The organism is Ornithinimicrobium pratense (assembly GCF_008843165.1).
GTDB classification, from domain to species: domain Bacteria; phylum Actinomycetota; class Actinomycetes; order Actinomycetales; family Dermatophilaceae; genus Ornithinicoccus; species Ornithinicoccus pratensis.
Map to the genome: position 1 here is coordinate 1,478,617 of NZ_CP044427.1, position 22,295 is coordinate 1,500,911.

Below are 22,295 nucleotides of genomic sequence, written 5' to 3' on the forward strand. Positions count from 1 at the left end.
GGTGCTTGCTGGGCCATGTGGGCGCTGAACTGCACCGAACCGTAGACCGCCAGGCCGCCGTTGGTGGCCCAGGTAAAACCGACCACTCCGACGACGGCGCTGACCGTGCGGTGCACCGGCCAGGCGTCGCCGCGGGCCCGGAGGCGGTGCACCCAGCGCAGGTAGACGACCAGAGCGGACCCGGCCAGCAGCAGCGTGACCGGCTCGATGCGCACCTGCGTCAGGTAGGTCAGGATGCTGGGGGCCGGGGGAGCGGCATACCCGGTGAGTTCGACCACTGCCTCGGTGGCAGGCACCCCCGTCGGATGGGGCGGGTCGGTCCGGGCCAGGGCGACCGACAGGCCCATCACCGCGGCCATGAGCAGGGCCTCCCCGGCTGCCAGACGCCGAAAGGCATGCGGCTGTCCGCGCTCCAGCGGCGGCAAGGTCAGCCGCCGGTGCGCCGCCCCCACGACCCCTAGCCAGCCGAGGAGGACCACCTTGGTGACCACGATCAGCCCCCAGCCGGAGGTGAAGAGGTCGGCTGGGCCGCCGATGCGGACGATCAGGCTGACCACGCCAGAGAAGGTCAGGACGGCGTAGGACCACAGGGCAAGGGTGGAGTAGCGCGCCGTCCACGGGGCCAGCTGGTCGGCGTGGCGGCTTCGGGCCAGGATCAGGACGAGCGCGGTCAGACCCCCGACCCAGACGCAGGCGGCGCCGGTGTGCAGCCACAGACCGAGCAACGCGGTCCCGTGCCCCTGGGAGCCGCCAGCGTGCCCCAGCCCGGCCAGCTGCAGCAGCCCGAAGGCCGAGAGCAGAAGAGCGACGATGGTCTCGCCCGGGCCCCGGGCCACGAGCACGCAGACCGCGACCAGGCCGGTGGAGAGCGTGGCGACGGCCAGCGCCCGACCGCTGCTGAGGTCGAGGAAGGTCGTGAGGTGGGTCAGGAGGTCGTGGTCTGGCCAGCCACCCATCACGTCGAGGAAGGTGAGTAGCAGCTGGCCTCCCAGGAGTAGCGCCCAGGCTGCCGCGGCGCAGGTCGCCAGGTTGCGCAACCTGGCCCAGGTGGGGGCGTGGGCCCCTGTCGCCGGGACGACCGTGAGGCACAGGACGAGGGCCCCAATGGTCAATGCCGCAGCGGCCCGGGACAGGGCGGTGACGACCGGCAGGCCCCAGCGGACGACCGGCCCGGGGTCGCCCAGGACGGGCGGGGCGGTGGCCCCAGTAGCCCAGACCGCCACCAGGAGCGGGCCCAGCAGTGCCAGGACGGCGGCCCAGGCCAAGTGCCGGCGACCGCGGCCGGGCGGGGCAGGTCCAGGGGGTGAGGCGGCCGGGTCCGAGGTGACCGTGCTCACGGAGTCTGCGCCACCGGCAACGTCCCGTGCATGCCGGCCGCGAGACCGAGGCATGTCTGGCCGCTCATGTCTCATCCTCCCTGTCGGCCAGCCAGTCTTGCACCTGGCCCACCTGCGGATGCTCGGGGGCGATGTCGAGGAGGCGCGGGCACAGGAGGGATCCCTGGTGTGGATGCCCCTGCTCATCGAGCAGAAAAGCGGTCGACGCGGGCCGCCCGTGCACGCAATGCTGGTCCAGGCTGGCGCGCTCCCGGCCATGGACCGTGACCCGCCCAACCGCCAGGAGTTCCCATGACCACCGTGCCGATGATCGACGTTGAGACCCTGGCCGCGGCCGCCGACCGCGGCAGCTTCAGCGGCCTGGTCACCCTGGACGTGCCGGGTCAGCAGCCCGTGACCCACGCCTTCGGCCACGCGCACCGTGGGCTGGCGGTGCCGCATACCCGCACCACCCGCTACGCGCTGGCCAGCGGCGGCAAGACCTTCACCGCGCTCGCGGTCCTCCGGCTGGCCGAGGACGGAGCGCTGCGGCTCACCGACCCGGTGCGGCCGCTCCTGGGCGAGGACCTGCCGCTCGTCGACGACGCCGTGACGGTCGAGCAACTGCTGACGCACACCTCGGGGATGGGCGACTACCTGGACGAGTCGGCGGGCTGGGAGAGCGATGACTACGTGCTACCGGTGCCGGTGCACACGCTCATCGAGACCGAGGCCTTCGTGCCGGTGGTCGACGGTGTCGATCAGGTCTTTGCGCCGGGGCAGCGGTTCGCCTACTGCAATGGCGGCTACGTGCTGCTCGCGCTGGTCGTGGAGCGGGTGAGCGGGGAGTCCTACCACGCCTACGTCGACCGCGAGGTCTGCCGTCGCGCCGGGCTGGGCGCGACCGGCTTCCTGCGCAGCGACGAGCTGCCCGGCGACGCGGCGCTCGGGTACCTCTACGACGACGGTCTGCGCACCAACGTCCTGCACCTGCCGGTCCTCGGCAACGGGGACGGCGGCATCTACTCCACCGCTGAGGACCTGCACCGGTTCTGGGGCGCGTTGGCCGGCGGGCGGGTTGTGGGGGAGCAGATGCTGCAGGTGCTGACCACACCCCGGCACGACGTGCCCGACGAAGGCCTGCGGTATGCCGCCGGCCTGTGGCTGCACGAGGCGGCCCCGCTGTGGGTGATGGAGGGCGCCGACGCCGGCGTCTCCTTCCGCTCCACCCACGACCCGGCCACCGGCACGACCCTCAGCGTGCTCGGCAACACCTCCGATGGCGCCTGGCCGGTCATCGGCGAACTGGCGGATCTGCTCGCCAGCTGACCGGCCAGCCCGCGGAGGAGGCTCGGTAGCCGCTCAGGAGACGTCCGGTCAGCGCAGGTACGGCGAGAGCAGCTCCATCGTCGCGTCCGTCACCACGCCCGAGCCGCCCAGCAGGTAGATCGCCTGAGGGCTCTGGCGGGTCAGCGCCGCAGCGGTCGCGGAGCGCACCCGGTCGTTGGCGGTGAGGACGATCGGCACCCCATGCAGACCACCGGCGAGGGCCGCGCCGACGATGGCGTCGGGGAAGTCCTGCGCGGAGGCGACGTAGGCGGGCGTCCGGCCGGCGGGGAACTGCCCGGCGATCCTGGCCATGGTGGCATAGCGGTCGCCACCGGCCAGCCGGCGGTAGGTGCCGCTGGCGGAGTAGCCCGCCGCCTGCTCGGCCACCGCGTCGGACACCGCGGTGGAGCCGCCGAGCACGACGACCTCCTGCGCGCCCAGCCGGCTCAGCTGGTCGATGGTGGCCTGGTCGAGCCGGTCCTGGCGGGTCAGCAGCATCGGCATGCTCTCGTGCCCGGCCAGGGCCGCGCCGGCCAGTGCGTCCGGGTAGTCCTCACCGCTGGCCAGGTAGACCCGCGCCCGTCCGGCCGGATAGTAGGAGGCCACGGCGGCAGCCGTCGCGTAGCGGTTGGTGCCCCCCACACGGGTGAGGTCCCGGTTGCGGGTCAGGTTCCGCAGCTCCTGCGTCACCTTCGTGGAGACTGCTTCCGGTCCGCCGACGACGACGACGCGGGCGGGGTTGAGGCGCTGCAGCGCGGACAGGGTCGCCCCGGGGATGGTGTCAGAACGGGTGAGCAGCACCGGTGCGTCATACACACCGGCCCGAGCGGCGGCGGTCAGCGCGTCGGGGTAGTCCAGGCCGTTGACGACATAGACGACGTTGGTGTTCGTGCCCCACGCGCGGCTGGCCTGGGCCGCGGTGCCATACCGGTCATCGCCGAAGATCCGCTCCACACTGCCCCTCTGGTCGAAGGTGAAGTAGTGCGAGGACAACCCGTTGGCGTTGGCCGGCCACGGGTTAGACATCTGCAGCCCGCCGCCGGAGGCGTAGGCCCAGGTGTAGTGACCGCCCGCGGTGAAACCCTCGACCCGGGCGTCCAGCACCCGGCCGCCCCACTCGCCGTGCCCGTCCCGGCGCAGGATCTGGACCCGCTCGACGCGGTGGATGTTGTAGCGCTGCTCCAGGTTGCGCACGGGCAGCTGCGCGCTCCAGGAGCTGCGCGGGTTGTTGGCCACGGTGTCGTAGGGGTCCGGCTGGGCCACGAGGTAGCCGTGGCCTGGCCCGCCGACCGTGGTGTGCCCACCGGTGGAGGAGGAGTACATGGTGGTGGCCAGCTGGGGCACGCCGCTGCCGAAGTCGTAGGTCAGCACCTGTCCGTTCGTGGCGCCCACCGCGGCGGTCGTGTTGGCGTGCTCGTACCAGGTGACGGTGCCGTTGGCGTTGCGCGCGCCCATGCCGCGGTAGGCCTGGCAGGCGGTCGTGTCGCAGGTGTCGTAGTGCGCCGTGCCGCCCGCGCCGCGCAGCGCGTAGGACCGGGCCGCTACTGCCTGCGCCTTGAGCGCCTCGGTGTGGAAGGACACGGGCATCTCGGCCATCGTCACCGAGCGCAGGTAGTGCTGCATCGGCAGGTGGTTGACGGTCAGCAGGCTGGTCGTCCCGCGGAAGGTCGCGGTCAGCGTGCCCCGGTAGATGCGCGTCGAGCCGTTCGGTAGGTAGAGGTCGACGGAGCCCTCGGTCGGTGAGCTGAACGACACCGGGCAGGACTGCGGCATGCCCGAGGGCCAGGCGGTGCGCCACGTGCCGCCGGCGTCCAGGCCCTGCAGCGTGCACCCGGCCGCAGACGCGGTCGTGGTGCGGACCCGCCACTGGCTGTAGCCGGGCGGCAGCGGGTATGTCGTGTCGCCCGGTGTGCTGCTCACCACGAGCCCGGGGCGGTGGGCCACGCGGGTGACGCCGTCGTTGTCGATGGTGATGCCGATCCGGATGGTGCCCGTGGAACGGGTCTCCAGGTTGGTGCCCGGGTAGTAGAAGGACAGGATCTGGGCGTGCGAGAGCCCCGCCTGCCCCGCGCCGTGGGCGCCGTACTGGGACATCCCGATCCCGTGGCCGAAACCGCCGCCGGTCACCTGGTAGATGCCGTTGGCCGGCCGCGGGTAGACCTCGGCCCCCGGTTGCGGCCCGGGCAGGGTGGTGATCCCGCTCTCAACCACGGTCTGGGGCGTGCCGAACAGGTCGTCGCCCTCCGCCAGGACACCATGGCGCTGGTCCACCTCGAGGACCGGCGCGTCGTCGTCGAGGACGGGGGCCGCCTCGGGTGCGGGTTGCTGGTCGGGTGCGGGTTGCTGGTCGAGTGAGGGCGTGGGGACGGCGGTGGTGGTCGCGGCGTCCTCCCCGTCGGCGGCGACTGCCGTCGGGGTCAGGACAAGGGCGAGGGCAGTGCAGAAGGCAAGCAACGAGCGACGCATGATGATGGGCTCCTGGGACTGGGCGCGACCGGGACAGGGTCGACGGGAATAGCATGCGCTAGCAGTGACGGATGTGGCAAGGGTGGCGATGAGCTACCCAGCGGTAGTTATGGGTTCGGGTGCGCGGACCAGTTCGCGCCCGGGTCGGCCTACCCTGAGCGCATGACCGAGAATCGCGCGGAGGAGCTGGACGCGGTGATGCACAGCGTCTCGGCAGACGCTCCCGCGCCCGGTGCGGTGTGGGCGGTGGCCTGGGGACCGCGGGAGGAACGGCGGGTGGTCACCGGTTCGGCCGGCGGGCTGGAGCAGGATGCGATCCTGCGCCTGTCGTCGGTCACCAAACTGATTGCGACGGTCGCCGTGCTTGCCCTGGCCGACACCGGAATGCTCGCGCTCGACGACCCGCTCCGGCGGTGGGTGCCGGCCTGGGCGGACCGTCGGGTGCTGCGCGAGCGTCACGGGCAGCTGGCCGACACCGTGCCGGCCGAGCGGGACGTGACGGTGCGTGACCTGCTGCTCATGGGGTTCGGGCTGGGCTACGACATGACCGCCGGCGAAGACGACGAGCTTGCCGCGGCCAGTGCGCGTGAGGAGATCCTGTCCTCGTGGGTCTGCCCCGGCGTCGACCAGCGCACCTGGGTGGAACGGGCCGCCGCACTGCCCATGGCCCACCAGCCTGGGGCCGGATGGCTTTACCAGACCTCCTACGACGCCCTCACCGTCGTCCTGGAGGCCGCGTCCGGTCTCCCGGTGGCGGGCCTGCCGCGTGAGGTGGTCCTTGACCCGCTCGGGCTGGCCGAGACCACATACTCCCTGCGTGCGGACCAGCTGTCGCGCGTGCCCGCACTCTTCTTTCCCGACGAACAGGGGGGTATGCAGCTCGCCGCGCCGGAGGCGGACCGGTCCTTGCTGTCAGCCCCGAGCTTCCCCAGCCTGTCCACCGGGTTGGTGTCCACGGTCACCGACATGGTCGTCTTCGGCCAGCTCCTGCTCGACCTGGGGCTGGGGCCCTGCGGACGTGTGGTGTCGCCTGAGTCCGTGCGGGCGATGGCTACCCCGGCCCTGGGCGGAGCGGCGGGCGAGCTGGCTGGTGAGTTCTTGGACGCAGGCCTGAGCTGGGGGCTGGGCGCCGCCGTGGATGGCCAGGGCCGCTTCGGCTGGGACGGCGGGACGGGCACCTCGCTGTGGGTCGACCCGACGGCGGGGACCGCCGCAGTGCTGCTGACCCGGCATGGGATGGGCGGGGTGGCGCCGCCGGTGTATCTCACGCGGTTCTGGGAGGCGGTCCGCTCGGCGCCGTGGCCGTGAAGGTGACCGCACGGTGAACCTTGCGGGTGTCAGCACCGGTTTCGGCACCAGGGGCAATACGGTGGGGCCGTGACGAACGACGACGATCACTTTTCGCGGCCAGACGGGTCCGACGAGCCCGACAGCAGCCCCGCTGGACGCGCGGTGGCCGACCCGGTCGGTCCGAGAACGATGGATCCCGAGGAGGTGACGACCTCCTTGGAGGCGTCCGAGGGCGCCGGGCTGCGCAAGATCACGGCGTGGGCGTTCTGGGACTGGGGCAGCCAACCGTGGAACACGGTGATCACCACCTTCGTCTTCGCCGTCTACATCACCAGCGAGAGCTTCGGCTCGACCAACCACACCTCCCAGATGTTGGCGCTGTCGACGGCGATCGCGGGGTTCTTCGTCGCCGTGCTGGCCCCTGTCTTGGGGCAGAACTCCGACCGGTCCGGCCGCACGGTGCGCAACCTGCGCTGGCAGACCTGGATCCTGGCCGCCGTCGCCGCCAGCCTCTTCTTCGTCCAGCCCTCACCGGAGCACCTCATCCTGGGGCTGGTCCTGCTTGGCATCGGCTCGGTCGTCTCCGAGATCGCCGGCGTCAACTACAACGCCACCATCGAGCAGGTGGCCACCCCGACGACGGTCGGCCGGGTCTCCGGCTACGGCTGGGGCTTTGGCTACCTGGGCGGCATCGTCGCGCTACTCACGCTCTACTTCCTCTTCGTCCAGCCCGAGGTCGGTCTCTTCGGCGTCACCGGCGAGGACGGCATGGACATCCGGGTCTCGATGCTCATGTGCGGCATCTGGATCGCGGTGTTTACCATTCCCGCACTGGTCGCGCTCAAGGACCGGCCCAGGCCACGGGCGCCGCGGGTTGGCGTCATCCAGTCCTACAAGCTGCTCTTCGGGACCGTGCGACGGCTGTGGAAGACGTCACGGCACACCGTGTGGTTCCTGCTGGCCTCGGCACTTTTCCGCGACGGGTTGGCAGGGGTGTTCGCCTTCGGCGCGGTGCTGGCGGCCGGCACCTTCGGGATGAACGCCGGTGAGGTGATCATCTTCGGGGCCGCGGCTAATATCGTCGCGGGTGTCTCCACCATCCTCTTCGGCCTGGTCGATGACTGGATCGGCCCCAAGAAGGTCATCCTCATTTCGCTGTTCGCCCTGGTCGCGCTAGGCCTGGTGGTCTTCTTCCTGCACGACGGCGGCAAGACAGTCTTCTGGATCGCGGGTCTAGGCCTGACCGCCTTCGTCGGCCCCGCCCAGGCGGCCTCCCGCTCGTTCCTGGCCCGGCTGATCCCGGAGGGCAAGAGCGGGGAGATCTTCGGCCTCTACGCCACCACCGGTCGCGTCGTGTCGTTCCTCTCGCCCGCGGCCTTCGGTCTGGGCATCTGGATCGGCGCCCGGGTCACGGGGGAGGAGAACACGCAGTACTGGGGCATCCTCGGCATCGTGCTCATCCTCGCCGCCGGCGCCCTGGCGATGCTGCCGGTCAAGGAGCACACCCACCACCGGATCTGAACCGGTCGCGCACGCAGGTGCGGGAACGATGCGTCACAAGCGTGTCTGGGAGTACGGGTGTGACGCACCGTTTGCGCACGCGGTACCGCGGCGACGATCAAGGCCCGGCGCCCACCTGCGCCAGGACGAGGTCGCGGGCCTCGGCATACCGCCCCCGCACGTCTGTGCCGACCCGGCCGGACCGACCCGGCTCGACGGTCGTCAGACCGGGCATCGGCCAGCCGGCAGGCGATCGACTCGACCGGTCCCAGGGGTATGCCGTGCGCCGGCCCGGCTCCCGTGCCCCCGACCTCCGCGGGGCCCAGCACCCGGGGGGAGCAGGACGTCGTGGCCCAAGACTCCCCGCACCACGTCGGGCAGGTAGGCGCCGGTCGGAGGGCTCCAGTAGCCGGTGCCGGACGCGTCCGAGCGGTCGGTGACGAGCTCCTCGAGCGCCCCGGTCCCGCGGAGCCGCCAGGTGAGCCAGTCGTGGGGGAGTGCGACGGCGGCGGTCCGGTCGGCCAGCTCAGGCTCGTGCTCACGCAGCCAGGCCAGTCGATCCCCGGCACGAGGGCCATCGCTCAGGCGGCGCCGAGCACGTGGCGCAGCGCGAGTTGGTTGAGGTGCACGTGGCCGTACCCCCGCGCCGCGAGTCGGTCGGCCTCCTCCTCGATCGCCACGCCGAGGTCACCCTCGGTCTCCAGCAGGGAAGCCACGGTCTCACCCTCGGCCAGGGTCGGGACAGCGAGCTCGTCCAGGCCGGAGGCGCGCATGGCCTCCTGAACCTCGGGATCGGCGCGGAAGGCGCGGGCCCGCTCAGCCAGCAGGGAGTAGGTCTCCATGTTGGCGGCGGCCGAGCGCCAGACCCCCTGCAGGTCCTCGGTCCGAGAGGGTTTGTAGTCGAAGTGGCGCGGCCCCTCGTAGCGGGGACCGCCGCCGGGGAAGCCGTTCTCCAACAGGTCCACCGTGAAGAATGCCGAGAGTAGGTCGCCGTGACCGAAGACGAGGTCCTGGTCAAAGCGCGGACCGTGCTGGCCGTTGAGGTCGATGTGGAAGAGCTTGTCCTGCCACAGGGCCTGGGCGATGCCGGCGGTGAAGTTGAGGCCGGACATCTGCTCGTGCCCGACCTCAGGGTTGAGGCCGACGATGTCGCCGTGCTCGAGCATGGCGATGAAGCCCAGCGCGTGGCCGACCGTCGGCAGCAGGATGTCCCCGCGGGGCTCGTTGGGCTTGGGCTCCAGGGCAATGCGCATCGCATAACCTCGGTCCTTGATGAAGGCGGCGACGCTGTCCAGGCCCTCCGCGTAACGGTCGAGGGCGGCCTTGTGGTCCTTCGCGCCGTCATACTCCGTGCCCTCGCGCCCGCCCCACATGACGAAGGTGCTGGCCCCCAGCTCGGCCCCCAGCTCGACGTGACGCAGCACCTTGCGCAGCGCCAGCCGCCGGACTCCGCGGTCGTTGCTGGTCAGCGCGCCGTCCTTGAAGACCGGGTGGGTGAAGGTGTTGGTCGTCACCATGGGGACGGTCAGGCCGGTCGCCTCCAGCGCCGCCCGGAAGCGGGCAATGATGGTGTCGCGCTGGCTCGCGCTGGCGCCGAATGGGACCAGGTCGTCGTCGTGGAAGGTCACCCCGGCGGCGCCCAGCTCGGCGAGGCGGTGGACCGACTCCACCGGGTCGATCGGCGCCCGGGTCGCGTCCCCGAACGGGTCCTGGGCCGACCAGCCGACGGTCCAGAGGCCAAAGGTGAACTGAATGGGTGCGGATGGGGTGGGTGACGGCACGAGACCTCCTGAGTTGGTTGTGGGGCAAAACTATCTGGTCATAGACTCGCCCGCAAGCCTGATCAGATGGCGTTGAAATCGTTATCGATAACGATTGACATGCGGCGCAACTTACTGGCACATTCGGGTCCATCGACTCTCACTCAACGCCGAGGAGCACGACCATGACCACCATCCGCGCACTGAGCCTGATGGCCTCGGGCAGCCTCGTCCTCACCCTTGCCGCGTGCGGCACCGGTGATGAGGGCGAAGGTGGCCAGGGGGCGTCCGACGGGGACAACGTGACCATCACCTGGTGGCACAACTCCAACACCGGCGAAGGGCTGGAGTACTACCAGCAGGTCGCCGAGGACTTCCAGGACGACAGCCCGGACGTGACCATCCAGATCGAGGCCATGCAGCACGAGGACATGCTGACCCAGCTCGATGCGGCCTTCCAGGCCGGCGACGCCCCGGACGTCTACATGGAGCGAGGCGGCGGCGAGCTCGCGGACCATGTCGCGGCCGACCTGACCATGGACCTCACCGAGGTGGCCGCCGAGGAGATCGAGATGCTCGGCGGCACCGTGCAGGGCTGGACGGTCGATGACCGGGTCTACGCCCTGCCGTTCTCGATCGGCGTCGTCGGGTTCTGGTACAACACCGAGATGTTCGAGGAGGCCGGCGTGACCGAGACCCCGACCACCTGGGACGAGATGTATGACGTGATCGACCAGGTCAAGGCGGCCGGGATGGAGCCGATCTCGGTCGGCGCGGGCGACGGCTGGCCGGCGGCGCACTACTGGTACCAGTTCTCCCTGCGCCACTGCGCTGAGGAGACGCTGACCGACGCCGTACAGTCCTTGGACTTCTCCGACCAGTGCTTCATCACGGCCGGCGAGGAGGTAGAGAGGTTGATTGACGCCGAGCCGTTCAACCGCGGCTTCTTGTCCACCCCGGCGCAGTCCGGCCCGTCCAGCGCCTCCGGCCTGCTCGCGACCGAGCAGGTGGCGATGGAGATGCAGGGACACTGGGAGCCGGGCGTCATGGCGGGACTGACCGAGGATGGCGAGGGGCTGGGCGACAAACTGGGCTGGTTCCCCTTCCCGCAGGTCGAAGGCGGCCAGGGTGACCCCGAGGCCCAGCTCGGTGGCGGTGACGCCTGGGGCGTCGCGGCCGACGCGCCCCCGGAGGCCGTGGAGTTCGTGAAGTACCTGCTCTCCGAGGAGGTCCAGCGCGGCTTCGCCGAGCGCGACATGGGGCTGCCGACCAACCCCGACGCCACCGACGCGGTGGCCGACCCGGCCCTGGCGGGCCTGATCCAGGTGCGGGACAGCGCCCCCTACGTACAGCTCTACTTCGACACCGCATTCGGCCAGTCCGTCGGCGGCGCGATGAACGACTCGATCGAGCTCATGTTCGCCGGGCAGGCCAGCCCCCAGGACATCGTCGACGCCACCCAGGCCGCGGCCGACGCCGAGGGCTGAGCTGCCCGCGATGACCAGCCTGTCGGTCCCCCCCAGGGACGCCTCGACCCAGCCCACCGGCCGCGCCGCGCGGCCGGTGGGCCGGCGGCGCGACTGGCGGATGGCCGGGGAGATCCTGCTCTTCACCGCCCCGGCCCTGGTGATCTTCGGCCTCTTCGTCGTCGTGCCGATCGCGCGCGCGGTCCAGTTCTCGCTCTACCGTTGGAAGGGTTTCGGCCCGCTTGTCGACTTCGTCGGCCTGCAGAACTACGTCAGCGTCCTGAGCAATGAGGTCTTCCGCGGCGCCGTCGGCCACAACCTGTTCATCGTCGTCGCCTCGATCCTCATCCAGCTGCCTCTCGGACTGGCGATCGCGCTGCTGCTCAACCGGCGCATCCGTGGTCGCGGGCTGCTGCGCACGATCATCTTCGTCCCCTACGTGCTGGCCGAGGTCATCGCCGGCGTCGTCTGGTTCCAGCTGCTGCAGCCGGGCCGGGGCGTCGTGGAGACCTTGCTCGGCACGGTCGGGCTCGACGGGCCATACCAAGGCTTCCTCGGCACTCCCGAGTTGGCCATGCCCACCCTCATGGTGGTGCTGACCTGGAAGTATGTGGGGCTGGCGGTGCTCCTCTTCCTGGCCGGGCTGCAGGGGGTGCCGGACGAGCTGACCGAGGCCGCCCAGATCGACGGTGCCTCGTGGTGGCAGATCCAGCGGCGGGTGACCATCCCGCTGCTCGGCCCCACCATCCGGACCTGGGCCTTCCTGTCGATGATCGGCTCCCTGCAGCTCTTCGACATGGTCTGGATCCTCACCGGTGGCGGACCGGCCAACGCCACCACGACGATGGCGACCTTCCTGGTCAACGAGGGCACCAAGCGGCAGAACTACGGCATCGCCTCCGCCGCCTCGGTCGTGCTCTTCGTCATCGCCCTCACCATGGCCGTCCTCTACCAACGCTTCGTGCTGCGCCGGGACACCTCCGGCGCCGACGTCCTGCGGGGGGTCCGATGAGCACCACGACGAGAGTCCAGACATCCTCTTCGGAGCTCAACGACCCGGCCGCGCTGCGGCTCAGCGGAGGGCAGAGCCTCCCGCCGCGGTCCCGTCGGCCCAAGGAGGGCAGCGGCCGCCGCGACGGCGGGGTGCTGGTCTACCTGGCGGCGCTGATCGTCGTCGCGCTCACCCTGGGCCCGGTCCTGTATGCCGTGCTCGGCGGCTTTCGCAGCAACGCCCAGCTGGCCGCCGACCCGGCCGGCCTGCCGGACCCGTGGGTGCTGGACAACTACCGCCGGGTGATCACCGGCAGCACCTTCTGGACCTATGCGGTCAACTCGCTCGCGATCGCCGTCATCACCACCGTGGTCACCGTGGTCGCCGGGCTGATGGCGGCCTACCCGCTGGCGCGCTACCAGTTCCGCTGGCGGGAGCCGCTGTTCATGGTCTTCGTCGTCGGCCTGCTCTTCCCGGCGACCGTGGCGATCATCCCGCTGTTCATCCTGGTCACCCGTGACCTGTCGATGGGCAACACCTGGTGGGGCGTCGCGCTGCCGCAGGCGGCGTTCGCGCTGCCGATGACCATCGTCATCCTGCGGCCGTTCCTGATGGCGATCCCACGGGAGATGGAGGAGGCGGCGATCATGGACGGCGCCTCCCGGATGCAGTTCTTCTGGCGGGTGCTGCTGCCGCTGTCGGCACCGGGCGCCATCACCGTCGGCGTGTTGGCCTTCGTCGGCTCCTGGAATGCCTACCTCCTGCCGCTGCTCCTGCTGCGCGGGGACATGAAGACCTTGCCGTTGGGTGTGGCCGACTTCTCCTCGCAGTACTCCTCCGACACCGCGGGCGTCTTCGCCTTCACCACCCTGGCGATGGTCCCGGCGCTCATCTTCTTCCTCGCGATGCAAAAGCGCATCGTCAACGGGCTTCAAGGAGCGGTCAAGGGCTGACCTGCTCGACCGTCGCGCCCGCCCGAGCCGCCGGCTCGCCCCATCGTCCCGAAAGGCACCCGTCATGACCCAGACCTCCAGCGCCGCTGTGCCGCTCCAGCACGCCCCGCCGCCCACGGACGTGGCCGAGCTGCTCGCCGCGATGAGCCTGGAGGAGAAGCTGGCCCAGATCGTGGGGTTCTGGGACAAGGGGGACGGGGAGGCGGTTGCCCCGTTGCAGGGCGCCTTCGTCGAGGCCCAGGGACTGTATGACGTGGCTGCACAGGGGCTGGGCCACCTCACCCGGGTCTACGGCACGCGTCCTGTGGACCCGGTGGAGCGGGCCCGGTGGCTGTGGGACTTCCAACGCTGGTTGGTCGGCTCGACGCAGCACGGCATACCCGCGCTGGTGCACGAGGAGTGCCTGACCGGGCTGTCGGCGTGGAGGGCCGCGACCTACCCGACTCCGCTGGCCTGGGGGGCCTCCTTCGACCCGGACCTGGTGGGCGAGGTAGCCGGTCTCGTCGGTGAGACGATGCGCCAGCTCGGGGTCCATCAGGGCCTGGCGCCGGTGCTCGACGTGGTCCGCGACCCGCGCTGGGGGCGGGTAGAGGAGGCGATCTCCGAGGACCCCTACCTGGTCGCCACGATCGGCACCGCCTACGTCGAGGGCCTGCAGGAGCAGGGGGTGCACGCGACGCTCAAACACTTCGTCGGCTACTCCGCCTCGCAGGCCGGCCGCAACTTCGCCCCCGTGCACGCCGGGCCGCGCGAGCTCGAGGACGTGCTCATGGTGCCCTTCGAGATGGCGCTGGTCGAGGGAGGGGCGCGGTCGGTCATGCACTCCTACACCGAGGTCGACGGTGTCCCCGTCGCCGCCGACGCGGACCTGCTGACCGGGGTGCTGCGCGAGCGGTGGGGTTTCGCCGGCACGGTCGTGGCCGACTACTTCGGCGTCGCCTTCCTGCACGTCCTGCACCGGGTCGCCGCCGACCTGGGGGAGGCGGCCGGGCAGGCGCTGTTGGCCGGCGTGGACATCGAGCTGCCGACCGGGGACGCCTACCTGGCCCCCCTGGCGGCCGCGGTCCGCTCCGGCGCGGTGGACGAGGCGCTGGTCGACCGGGCGTGCACCCGGGCGCTGGAGCAAAAGGCCGAGCTGGGGCTGCTGGGCGCCACCTTCGAGGACGAGCCGCCCACGCAGGTCGACCTGGACGGGCCGCGGCACCGGGCGGCGGCGCGGCGGCTGGCGCAGGAGTCGGTCGTGCTGCTGGCGAACGACGGGACCCTGCCGCTGACGGACCCTTCGCGGATCGCGGTCATCGGGCCCAACGCCGACCGCCTGGAGGCGCTCTTCGGCTGCTACTCCTTCATCAACCATGTCATCGCGCAGCACCCCGAGGTGGACGCGGGGATTGTCGCGCCGACGGTGCACGAGGCGCTGGCCGCGGAGTGGCCCGGGGCGGTGCTCCAGCACGTGCGCGGCTGCGAGGTCGACTCCGAGGATGCGTCCGATATCGAGGAGGCGGTGGCTGCGGCGCGGGGGGCCGAGGTTGCGGTCGTCGTCGTCGGGGACTCCTCAGGTCTCTTCGGCCGCGCGACCTCCGGGGAGGGGTGCGACCGGGACGACCTGGAGCTTCCCGGTGTGCAGCGGCAGCTCGTCGAGGCGGTCCTGGCCACGGGGACCCCCGTGGTGCTCGTCCTGCTCACCGGACGCCCGTATGCGGTGGACTGGGCGTTGGAGGCGTGCTCGGCGGTCGTGCAGGCGTTCTTCCCCGGCGAGGAGGGCGCAGGCGCTATCGCCGGGGTCGTCTCCGGGCGGGTCAACCCCTCCGGCCACCTGCCGGTCAGCCTGCCCCGCTCCGCCGGCAGCCAGCCCTACACCTACCTGCACCCGCCCCTGGGCGGGGACAGTGACGTCACCAACCTCTCCAGCCGCCCCGCCCTGCCCTTCGGCCACGGCCTGTCCTACACCACCTTCGAGGTAGGCGACCTGGAGGTTCGCGCCGGCTCGACCGCGGAGGCCGTGGAAGCGCAGGTCCGGGTCACCAACACCGGCGAGCGAGCGGGGGACGACGTCATCCAGCTCTACGCCCGCGACCTGGTCGCGTCCGTGACCCGGCCGGTCGCCCAGCTGGTCGGCTACGCCCGCGTCACGCTCGACCCGGGACAATCCCGTGTCCTGACCTTCAGCGTGCCGCCCACCCGCCTGTCCTTCACCGGCCGCGACCGCCGGCGCGTCGTCGAGCCCGGCGAGTTCGAGATCTGGGCAGGTGACTCGGTAGCCGACCGCAACATGGTGCGGACAATCACCCTGGAGGGCGGCGTGCACGAGGTGGGCCTGCACGAGCCCCGGCGGACCGCCGTCGCGATCAGCATCCACGGCTGAGCCCGGCTGAACCCGGGTCGTGCCGGGGCGCGGCGCGGCGCGCCGAGGTCCGACAGGTCGGCGCCCGGCTCGGTCAGGCGGGCGAGGCGGAGTCGGTCGTGGGCGGTGCCGTCGAGGCCCGTTCGACCAGCGTCGTGTCCAGGCGGACATGGGTCTGCTCCAGGTTCTGCCCGGCCAGGAGGGTGAGCAGCATGTCCAGGGCGGTGCGGCCGAGCTCGGCCAGCGGCTGCGCCACGGTGGTGAGAGCCGGCTGCGCCAGGGCGGACTCGGGGACATTGTCGAAGCCGATGACCGAAACGTCCTCGGGGACGCGCAGGCCGCGTGATCGGGCGACCTCGACGGTGCGGATCCCCATCAGGTCGTTGGCGGCGAAGATCGCGGTGGGCCGGTCGCGCCGGTCCAGCAGCAGGCGGGCGGGGGTGACCGCGGACTCGGCCCGGTAGGAGCCGGTGGCCAGCAGCGTCTCGTCCACCTCGATCCCCGCGGCGGCCATCGCCTGCCGGAAACCCTTCTCCCGCAGTCGCGCGGACTCGAGGTCCTCACGGCCACGGATCATCCCGATCCTGGTGTGTCCCAACGAGATCAAGTGCTCAATCGCTGTCCTGGCGCCGCCGACGTTGTCGGAGTCGACGGTGGGCACGTCGCCGTTGCCGGTGTGCGGGTCGATGGCCACGACCGGCACTGCGGCGCCCGGCTCGATGACGGTGGGGGTGACGATGATGGCCCCGTCGACCAGGGTGCCCCCCAGGCGGCGCAGGGAGCGCCGCTCCCACCCCACCGTCTCACCGTGGATGGCGCCGGCGAAGGCGAGCAGCTCGTAGTCCGACGTGGCCATCGCACTGGAGACGCCCTTGAGCAATTGGGTGCTGAACGGCTCGAACTCGGCGACCAACACCCCGAGGATGCCGGTGCGCGAGCTGCGCAGGGCACGGGCGCCCAGGTTGGTCTCGTAACCCAGCTCGGCGATGACCTCATGGACCCGGGTAGTGGTGCTCGCGGCCACGCCGTAACGACCGTTGACCACCTTGGAGACGGTCGCGACCGAGACGCCGGCCCGGCGTGCGACGTCCTCCATCCGGATCCGCCCGTGCGTCATCATGCCGCCCATTATCGCTGCTCAGGCCGCCCTACAGGGAGGCCGTAGCCTGGGGCCATGCCCCTCGTCCCCACTCCGGCCGGGCCCGGTGTCGTCCTGGCCCACCAGTCCTCGGTGCGGGAGGCGAACCTCGGGGTCGTGATGCACACCGTGTGCGCAGCCCCGGAGCCGCTGTCGCGGGCTGGGGTCGCCGCGTCGACAGGGCTGACCCGCTCCACCGTCTCCCGACTGGTCGACGAGTTGGTCGCGGGCGGTCTGGTCGACGAGGGTCAGGCCAGGCTCGCTGGCCCGGGGCGGCCACCTACGCCCCTGCGCCCTACCCGCCGGGTTTGCGCCGTCGGTCTGCAGGTGAACGCCGCGCACGTGGCCGCGCGCTTGATCGACCTGCGTGGTCAGGTGGTTGCCGAGTCCCGCTCCGAGCCCGACCTCGTCGGCTCCCGACCCGAGGAGGCGTTCTCGCTGCTCGCCGGTCACCTCACGGAGGTCTTGGCGGACCTGCCGGAGGGTGGCCGGGTCATCGGGGCCGGGATGGCCCTGCCCGGTGTGGTGGACGGCGCGGGTGAGCGGCTCCTGCGCGCGCCCAACCTTGACTGGCGCGACGTGAACCCCGCCGAGGGGCTGCGGGGGCAGTTGCCCGGCATACCCCTCAGCCAGGGCAACGAGGCCAACCTCGCGGCGCACGCCTTCGCCCAGCCGGCCCCCGGACGGTCCGGCCGGCACAGCCACTTCGTCTACGTCTCCGGCGAGATCGGGATCGGCGGGGCGGTCGTGACCGACTCCCGGGTTCAGACCGGCCTGCACGGCTTCGCCGGCGAGATCGGGCACCTGCCCTTCCGCCCGGGGGAGGAGCCGTGTCCCTGCGGGTCGGACGGGTGCCTGGAGAGGTATGCCGGGCGGCTGGCCATGACCCACCGCGCCGGTCTGCCCCCAGCCACCACGCTGGCCGAGCTCGGCAGGCGTGCCGAGGAAGGGCACCAGGCGAGCCGCGCGGCCATCGATCTGGCGGCGGAGGCTCTTGGGGTGGTGCTGGCCGGTGTGCTCAACCTGCTCGACGTGCCGACGGTCGTGCTGGGCGGCGAGATCGGCGACCTCGCCGAGCGGATCGCCCCCACGGTGCAGGAGCGCGTGCGGTCCCGGGTGATGGCCGCGGCCTGGATGCCGCTGGAGGTGGTGCGCGACGCCGATGACGTCGCCGGTGCCACGGGCGGGGCGCTGCTGCCGCTGAGCGACGTCGTCACCCGCCCTGCGCGCTTCCTGACCCCCTGAGCTCCAGGACTTTCTGGGAAGACCATGCTCGGCGACCTCACTCTGAGCGACTGCGCAGGGGGAACCGGAGCGAGCGGCTGGTGCCGAGGCGTCGCGGGGCGGCTCAGGACTGCGGGGCCAGCGCGCTGATCCGCAGCGAGAGGGTGCGGGTCTCACCTGGCAACAGCAAGACGGCGTCGGGCTCGCGGTTGTAGGCGTCCGGTGGGCAGGTCATCGGCTCCACCGCGGCGGCCACGCGGCCGATGCGGTCACCGGTGTAGAGCTGCACCCACGGGGCGTCGCTGTCCACCCTGACCCCAGGTGCGTCGGGATGGGTGAGCTCGACTGCCCAGGTGGCCGGGAGGTCGGTGAACGCATGGTCCACCTCCAGCCCCGCCAAGGGGATGGGCCCGGAGAGGTCCCCGGAGAGGTCAAGGTCGGCGTCGGCCACGGGCATCAGCTCGGTGGGGGAGGAGTTGTCGTCAGCGAGCAGCACGGCGCCGGCGGGCAGGCTCAGCCGGCATTCGTCGACCGAGCGCCCGGCGCAGGTCAGGTAGGGGTGGGTGGCGGCTCCAAACGGGGCTGCGGCGCTGCCGATGTTCGTGCCTTCGATGCTCAGGCCCAACCCGTCCTCGCCCAGGGTGTAGGTGGTCTGGCAGCGCACCTGGAACGGGTAACCGTAGGACGGCGGCAGCTCCAGGGCCCAGGTGACGCTGGTGGTGGTGTGCTCAACGAGGTCCCAGCGCTGGAACGCGGCCAGGCCGTGCAGCGCCGCGCCGGTCTCGTGCTCGTTCACCGGCAACTCGTATGAGGTGCCCTCCACCGCATACCGCCCGCCGACCACCCGGTTCGGCCAAGGGACCAGGGTGCGGCCACGCCAGGCGTCGTCCAGTTGGTCCGCGGCGACGGGGTCCACGAGGTGGTGGCCTCGGTGGGTGAGCGAGAGCAGGGTGGCCCCCACCTGGCCGACCTGCGCGCTGTAGTCACCGGTCTGGAGGGTGAGCACGGTGCCGTGGACAGTCATGGTGGTTCCTCTCGCGGGCGGGTGATCAGTCTAGGAGCGCGCCAGGCGGAGGCCCTGCCACAGCCGGGCGGGGCAGACCGGTCCGTCGGCGAGGTGGTCCCCCGCCCGTGCGGCGACGGAGGACGACGCCGACGCTCTATCCCTCGTTCACCACCTCCGGCGTGGCCCGCAGGTGATGGTGGACGTAGCGACGACCGGCCGCCCGGTAGAACGTCACCGGGGCCCAGGTCTGCTGAGCCGGTGCCTGGATGAGGGCGGTGCGCTCGTCGAAGGGGTGCAGCTCGAAGGCCTGCACTGGGTCGCGCTCCTCGGTCAGCGGGTGCCGGTCGGTCGAGGTGAGCGTGCGCGCCCCGTCGACCTGGTGGATCTCGATCCGCTCCGCACCGCGCTCGTAGGTCCCGGAGGCATCAGCCAGGTTCACCTCGCCCGTCCGGGGCCGCAGGGCCGCGGGCAGCTCGACGTCGGCCAGCTCGTGGAAGATCTCACCGTAGAGGGAGCGGAAGAGGTCGGCCGTGTTGCCGCCGTTGGTCAGGAGGGCGACGACGACACCGGCCCGGGGCAGCACCCGCAGGAAGGCGGACTGGCCGATGGTGTTGCCGTCGTGGCCGATCAGCCGCTCACCGTTCCAGTCGAAACGGATCCAGCCCAGCCCCCAGGAGTCGCCGAGGTCGTAGCGGCCGGGCAGGCGGACCTGCTCCTCCTGCATCGCGCGGACCTGCTCGGTCCCCAGGATGCGGGTCCCGTCGACGCCCACACCGCCGCGGAGGTGGGCGGCGGCGAACTCGAGCAGGTCGCGCACTCGGGCGTGGATGAGCCCGGCCGGACCTGAGGAGCGGGGGATACCCCAGACGGAGGCCGGCTGCACGTGCTGGTCCTCGCCGCGTTCGTGCCCCAGCGCCGCGTCGTAGAGCAGCGCCTCCTCTGGCAGGGTGCCGGTGCGGGTCAATCCCAGCGGCGTGATGAGCCGCTCCCGCAGGACGGTGTCCCACGTCTTGCCGGTGACCTTCTCCACCACCCGGCCGGCGAGGTTAAAGCCGGAGTTGCAGTAGGAGAATGTCTCCCCGAGCGGGTGCAGCTGGGCGGCGCCGGCCAGCCCCGCGACGTACCGCTCGAGGCAGTCGTCACCCCGGCCGGTGTCGGTGAAGATGTCGCCGTCGATGCCGCTGGTGTGTGTCAGCAGGTGACGCAGGGTGACTCGCGCGGCCACGTCCTCGTCCGCGAGCCGCAGCTCGGGCAGCACGTCCCGCACCGGCGCGTCCAGGTCGAGCAGGCCCTCCTCGACCAGCTGCATGACCAGGGTCGCGGTCCACACCTTGGTGATCGAGCCAATCTGGAAGACGGAGTCCGCACCCACCGAGTGCCCGGTTGTCCGGCTGAGCACGCCGTGCGCTGCCGCGACCACCTCGTCCGACCCGTCCGGTGCGGCTCCGAGGCGGAGTATGCCAAGCACCGCGCCCGGCACCTCGTGCCGGTCCGCCAACACCGAGAGCCGGTGCTCCCAGTGGTCTGCCTCGAGCGCGGGCGCGACTGGGTCGGCCCCGCAGGTGTGGCGGTGCACCCAGTCGACGATGCGGCGGTTGTAGTCGGCCCGGTGGGATGGGCGGCCGTTGAGGATGAACAGGTGTGCGGCGCCGGGGTAGAGCACCAGCTCGCTGGGCACGTGCCGGGTGCGCAGCGAGCCGAACCAGCGCTGCGCCTCGCTCACCGGGCAGCGCACGTCATCCGCACCCTGCAGGATGAGGGTCGGGGTGTGCACCTGGTCGACCAGGTGGATCGGAGAGGACTGGTCCAGGTGCTCCCCGTCGGTCCACGGCAGGGCACCCATCTCCAGGTGCGCCAGGAAGTAGCCCATGTCCGAGGTCGTCGCCACGCTCCGGCCGTCGGACACGATGCCCCCGGGCGCGGCGGCGGCGAAGCGGTTGTCCCGTGAGGTGAGGTAGCAGGTCATGTAGCCGCCGTAGCTGTAGCCGGTCACCGCGAGCCGGTCCGGGTCGGCGACTCCCTCGGCGACCAGCGCGTCCAGGGGTGCGAGGAAGTCGTCGGCGTCCGCGACGCCCCAGCTGCCGACGGCTGCGGTGTAGAAGGCCTCGCCGTAGCCGTCGCTGCCGCGCGGGTTGAGCAGCAGCACGCCCCAGCCCGCGGCGGCCAGCACCTGGTGGTACAGGTGCTCGGCGTCTGCAGCGCCCGACCACGCATTGTGCGGCCCGCCGTGGATGTCCAGCAGCAGGGGCCCGGCCCCGTCGACGTCCGGGCGGCGCAGGAGCCAGCCGTGGATCTCGGTCCCGTCGGGTGCGGTGAACGTCCGCTCCTGCGGCGTCACCCAGTCCAGATCGGCCAGCAGGGCCGCGCGGTGGTCCGTCAGCTCCTGGACCTTGCCCGTGGCGAGGTCCAGCAGGGCGACCTCACCGAAGCTCTCCGGCGTGGCGAGGACCAGGGCGGCCCGCTGCCCGTCAGGGGTCAGCGACATCCCGGCCACGGTCGTGGTGCCCCCGATGACCACCTCGGGCTCCTGCCCCTCGCGCAGCCGGTAGAGGTGGGTGTACCCCCGGTCTCGGAAGCAGACCAGCAGGTCCGCCTCGGTGAGCATCGCCGGGGTGGCGCCGGGGTATCCGGGGGCGCCGGCCATGACGTTGCGGTCGATCGACGCGGTGAGGTCCTGCCGTCCCGTCCCGTCCAGGCTGCGCAGCCACAGCTCGGCGTGGCCGCTGCCCGGTTCGGCCGAGCCCAGGCACAGCAGCTGCCCACCGGGGGAGAACGCCACCGGCACCTCGTAGGCGCGGTCGATACCGGGCAGTTGGTGGGCCTCACCGGCGCGGTCGAGGCCGACGACGTGCGCGGTGGTCGTCATCGTCATGTCGTTGTCGGGGCCCACGCCGGTGGCGAAGACGACGGACCGACCGTCGGGTGCCCAGACAGGGGCGTTGGCGTGCAGCTCGCCGGAGGTCAGCTGGGTCACCTCACCGGTGGCGACCTGCACGGTATGCACGTGCTGCCGGACACCGCCGATGAAACCGGCCCCGTCGGCCTGGTAGAAGAGGTCGCGCGCCACGACGGGAGCCGACGCCGTCTCGCCCGGCGCCAGGCCCACCGGGGAGACCGCGGCGCTGAACGCGATGTGCGCGGCGTCCGGGCTCCATACCGGCTCCCCAGCCCCCCACTCCAGATGCGTCAGCTGGCGGGCATCACCTCCGGCGCAGGGCAGGAGCCAGATTTGGGGCGGGCCGTCCGCGGCGCGCAGGAAGGCGACCTGGGAGCCGTCGGGGGAGAAGACCGGGGAGCTGTCGGCCGGGCCGGAGGTCAGCCGACGTGGCGATGACCCGTCGGTGCCGACCTCCCACAGCTCACTGTGGGGACGGTCCTCCTCGCGCAGCACGCTCGTGCGGACGTAGACGACCCGGCCGCCGTCCGGCGCGATGGCCGGCTGCTGCGGCTTGACGACGGCGTAGAGATCCTCGATCTGCGGGGGGCGGGGCATGGTGTCTCCTCGGTCGTGG

The 22,295-nt window shown here is 71.6% G+C and carries 16 protein-coding genes and 1 pseudogene; 10 read left to right on the forward strand and 7 right to left on the reverse strand.

The genetic code is table 11. The annotated features are described in order from the left end of the window. Positions 1 to 17: 17 nt before the first annotated feature. Positions 18 to 725: pseudogene (locus tag FY030_RS17305) on the reverse strand (copper resistance D family protein); the annotation flags it as partial. On the opposite strand from FY030_RS17305, the gene FY030_RS06675 reads away from it, so the two are divergent. The 3 genes from FY030_RS06675 (at position 636) to FY030_RS06685 (ending at position 2,645) form a co-directional block, all read left to right on the forward strand. Continuing rightward, a complete protein-coding gene (locus FY030_RS06675) occupies positions 636 to 977 on the forward strand; it encodes a hypothetical protein (protein ID WP_158060827.1) in 342 nt (113 codons plus the stop codon). The pseudogene FY030_RS17305 and the gene FY030_RS06675 overlap by 90 nt on opposite strands. Before the next feature lie 457 nt (positions 978 to 1,434). Continuing rightward, complete coding sequence (locus FY030_RS06680; RefSeq protein WP_158060828.1) at positions 1,435 to 1,632, forward strand: hypothetical protein; 198 nt, start codon at positions 1,435 to 1,437, stop codon at positions 1,630 to 1,632. Further along, positions 1,629 to 2,645: a serine hydrolase domain-containing protein gene (locus tag FY030_RS06685; protein ID WP_238348594.1), complete on the forward strand. Its 1,017-nt coding sequence runs from the start codon at positions 1,629 to 1,631 to the stop codon at positions 2,643 to 2,645. The genes FY030_RS06680 and FY030_RS06685 overlap by 4 nt, the downstream gene beginning before the upstream one ends. 48 nt (positions 2,646 to 2,693) lie before the next feature. Here the strand turns inward: FY030_RS06685 and FY030_RS06690 are convergent, their stop codons facing one another. Then, positions 2,694 to 5,111, reverse strand: coding sequence for a cell wall-binding repeat-containing protein (locus FY030_RS06690; protein ID WP_158060829.1), 2,418 nt, complete (start codon positions 5,109 to 5,111; stop codon positions 2,694 to 2,696). A gap of 162 nt (positions 5,112 to 5,273) precedes the next feature. Between FY030_RS06690 and FY030_RS06695 the strand changes: the two genes are divergently transcribed. Beyond that, positions 5,274 to 6,419 (forward strand): serine hydrolase domain-containing protein, encoded by a 1,146-nt coding sequence (locus tag FY030_RS06695; RefSeq protein ID WP_158060830.1) that lies wholly within the window; start codon positions 5,274 to 5,276, stop codon positions 6,417 to 6,419. A 69-nt stretch (positions 6,420 to 6,488) separates the two neighbouring features. Continuing rightward, positions 6,489 to 7,922: an MFS transporter gene (locus tag FY030_RS06700; protein ID WP_238348595.1), complete on the forward strand. Its 1,434-nt coding sequence runs from the start codon at positions 6,489 to 6,491 to the stop codon at positions 7,920 to 7,922. Between the two features lie 201 nt (positions 7,923 to 8,123). Here the strand turns inward: FY030_RS06700 and FY030_RS17310 are convergent, their stop codons facing one another. Both FY030_RS17310 and xylA read right to left on the reverse strand, forming a co-directional pair. Next, entirely contained in the window at positions 8,124 to 8,486 is a 363-nt protein-coding gene (locus FY030_RS17310) for an FGGY family carbohydrate kinase (protein ID WP_158062689.1), read from the reverse strand. Further along, entirely contained in the window at positions 8,483 to 9,682 is a 1,200-nt protein-coding gene (gene xylA, locus FY030_RS06710) for a xylose isomerase (RefSeq protein ID WP_158060831.1), read from the reverse strand. The genes FY030_RS17310 and xylA overlap by 4 nt, the downstream gene beginning before the upstream one ends. A gap of 164 nt (positions 9,683 to 9,846) precedes the next feature. On the opposite strand from xylA, the gene FY030_RS06715 reads away from it, so the two are divergent. From FY030_RS06715 to FY030_RS06730, 4 genes are all read left to right on the forward strand, one after another. Then, positions 9,847 to 11,148 carry an ABC transporter substrate-binding protein gene (locus FY030_RS06715; protein ID WP_158060832.1) on the forward strand — a complete coding sequence of 434 codons (1,302 nt, stop codon included), beginning with the start codon at positions 9,847 to 9,849 and terminating at the stop codon, positions 11,146 to 11,148. Positions 11,149 to 11,158: 10 nt separating this feature from the next. Further along, complete coding sequence (locus FY030_RS06720; protein WP_158060833.1) at positions 11,159 to 12,139, forward strand: carbohydrate ABC transporter permease; 981 nt, start codon at positions 11,159 to 11,161, stop codon at positions 12,137 to 12,139. After that, positions 12,136 to 13,071 (forward strand): carbohydrate ABC transporter permease, encoded by a 936-nt coding sequence (locus tag FY030_RS06725; RefSeq protein ID WP_158060834.1) that lies wholly within the window; start codon positions 12,136 to 12,138, stop codon positions 13,069 to 13,071. The genes FY030_RS06720 and FY030_RS06725 overlap by 4 nt, the downstream gene beginning before the upstream one ends. A gap of 64 nt (positions 13,072 to 13,135) precedes the next feature. After that, positions 13,136 to 15,436 carry a beta-xylosidase/alpha-l-arabinosidase gene (locus FY030_RS06730; RefSeq protein WP_158060835.1) on the forward strand — a complete coding sequence of 767 codons (2,301 nt, stop codon included), beginning with the start codon at positions 13,136 to 13,138 and terminating at the stop codon, positions 15,434 to 15,436. A gap of 73 nt (positions 15,437 to 15,509) precedes the next feature. On the opposite strand, the gene FY030_RS06735 is transcribed toward FY030_RS06730, so the two are convergent. Then, positions 15,510 to 16,535, reverse strand: coding sequence for a LacI family DNA-binding transcriptional regulator (locus FY030_RS06735; protein WP_158060836.1), 1,026 nt, complete (start codon positions 16,533 to 16,535; stop codon positions 15,510 to 15,512). A gap of 54 nt (positions 16,536 to 16,589) precedes the next feature. Between FY030_RS06735 and FY030_RS06740 the strand changes: the two genes are divergently transcribed. Further along, on the forward strand, positions 16,590 to 17,798 hold the full coding sequence (locus tag FY030_RS06740) for an ROK family transcriptional regulator (RefSeq protein ID WP_158060837.1): 1,209 nt from the start codon (positions 16,590 to 16,592) through the stop codon (positions 17,796 to 17,798). A 103-nt stretch (positions 17,799 to 17,901) separates the two neighbouring features. Here FY030_RS06740 and FY030_RS06745 read toward each other — a convergent pair whose 3' ends face one another. Both FY030_RS06745 and FY030_RS06750 read right to left on the reverse strand, forming a co-directional pair. Further along, positions 17,902 to 18,801 (reverse strand): aldose-1-epimerase, encoded by a 900-nt coding sequence (locus FY030_RS06745; protein ID WP_158060838.1) that lies wholly within the window; start codon positions 18,799 to 18,801, stop codon positions 17,902 to 17,904. A gap of 136 nt (positions 18,802 to 18,937) precedes the next feature. Continuing rightward, entirely contained in the window at positions 18,938 to 22,276 is a 3,339-nt protein-coding gene (locus FY030_RS06750; protein WP_158060839.1) for a serine hydrolase, read from the reverse strand. Positions 22,277 to 22,295: the final 19 nt, after the last annotated feature.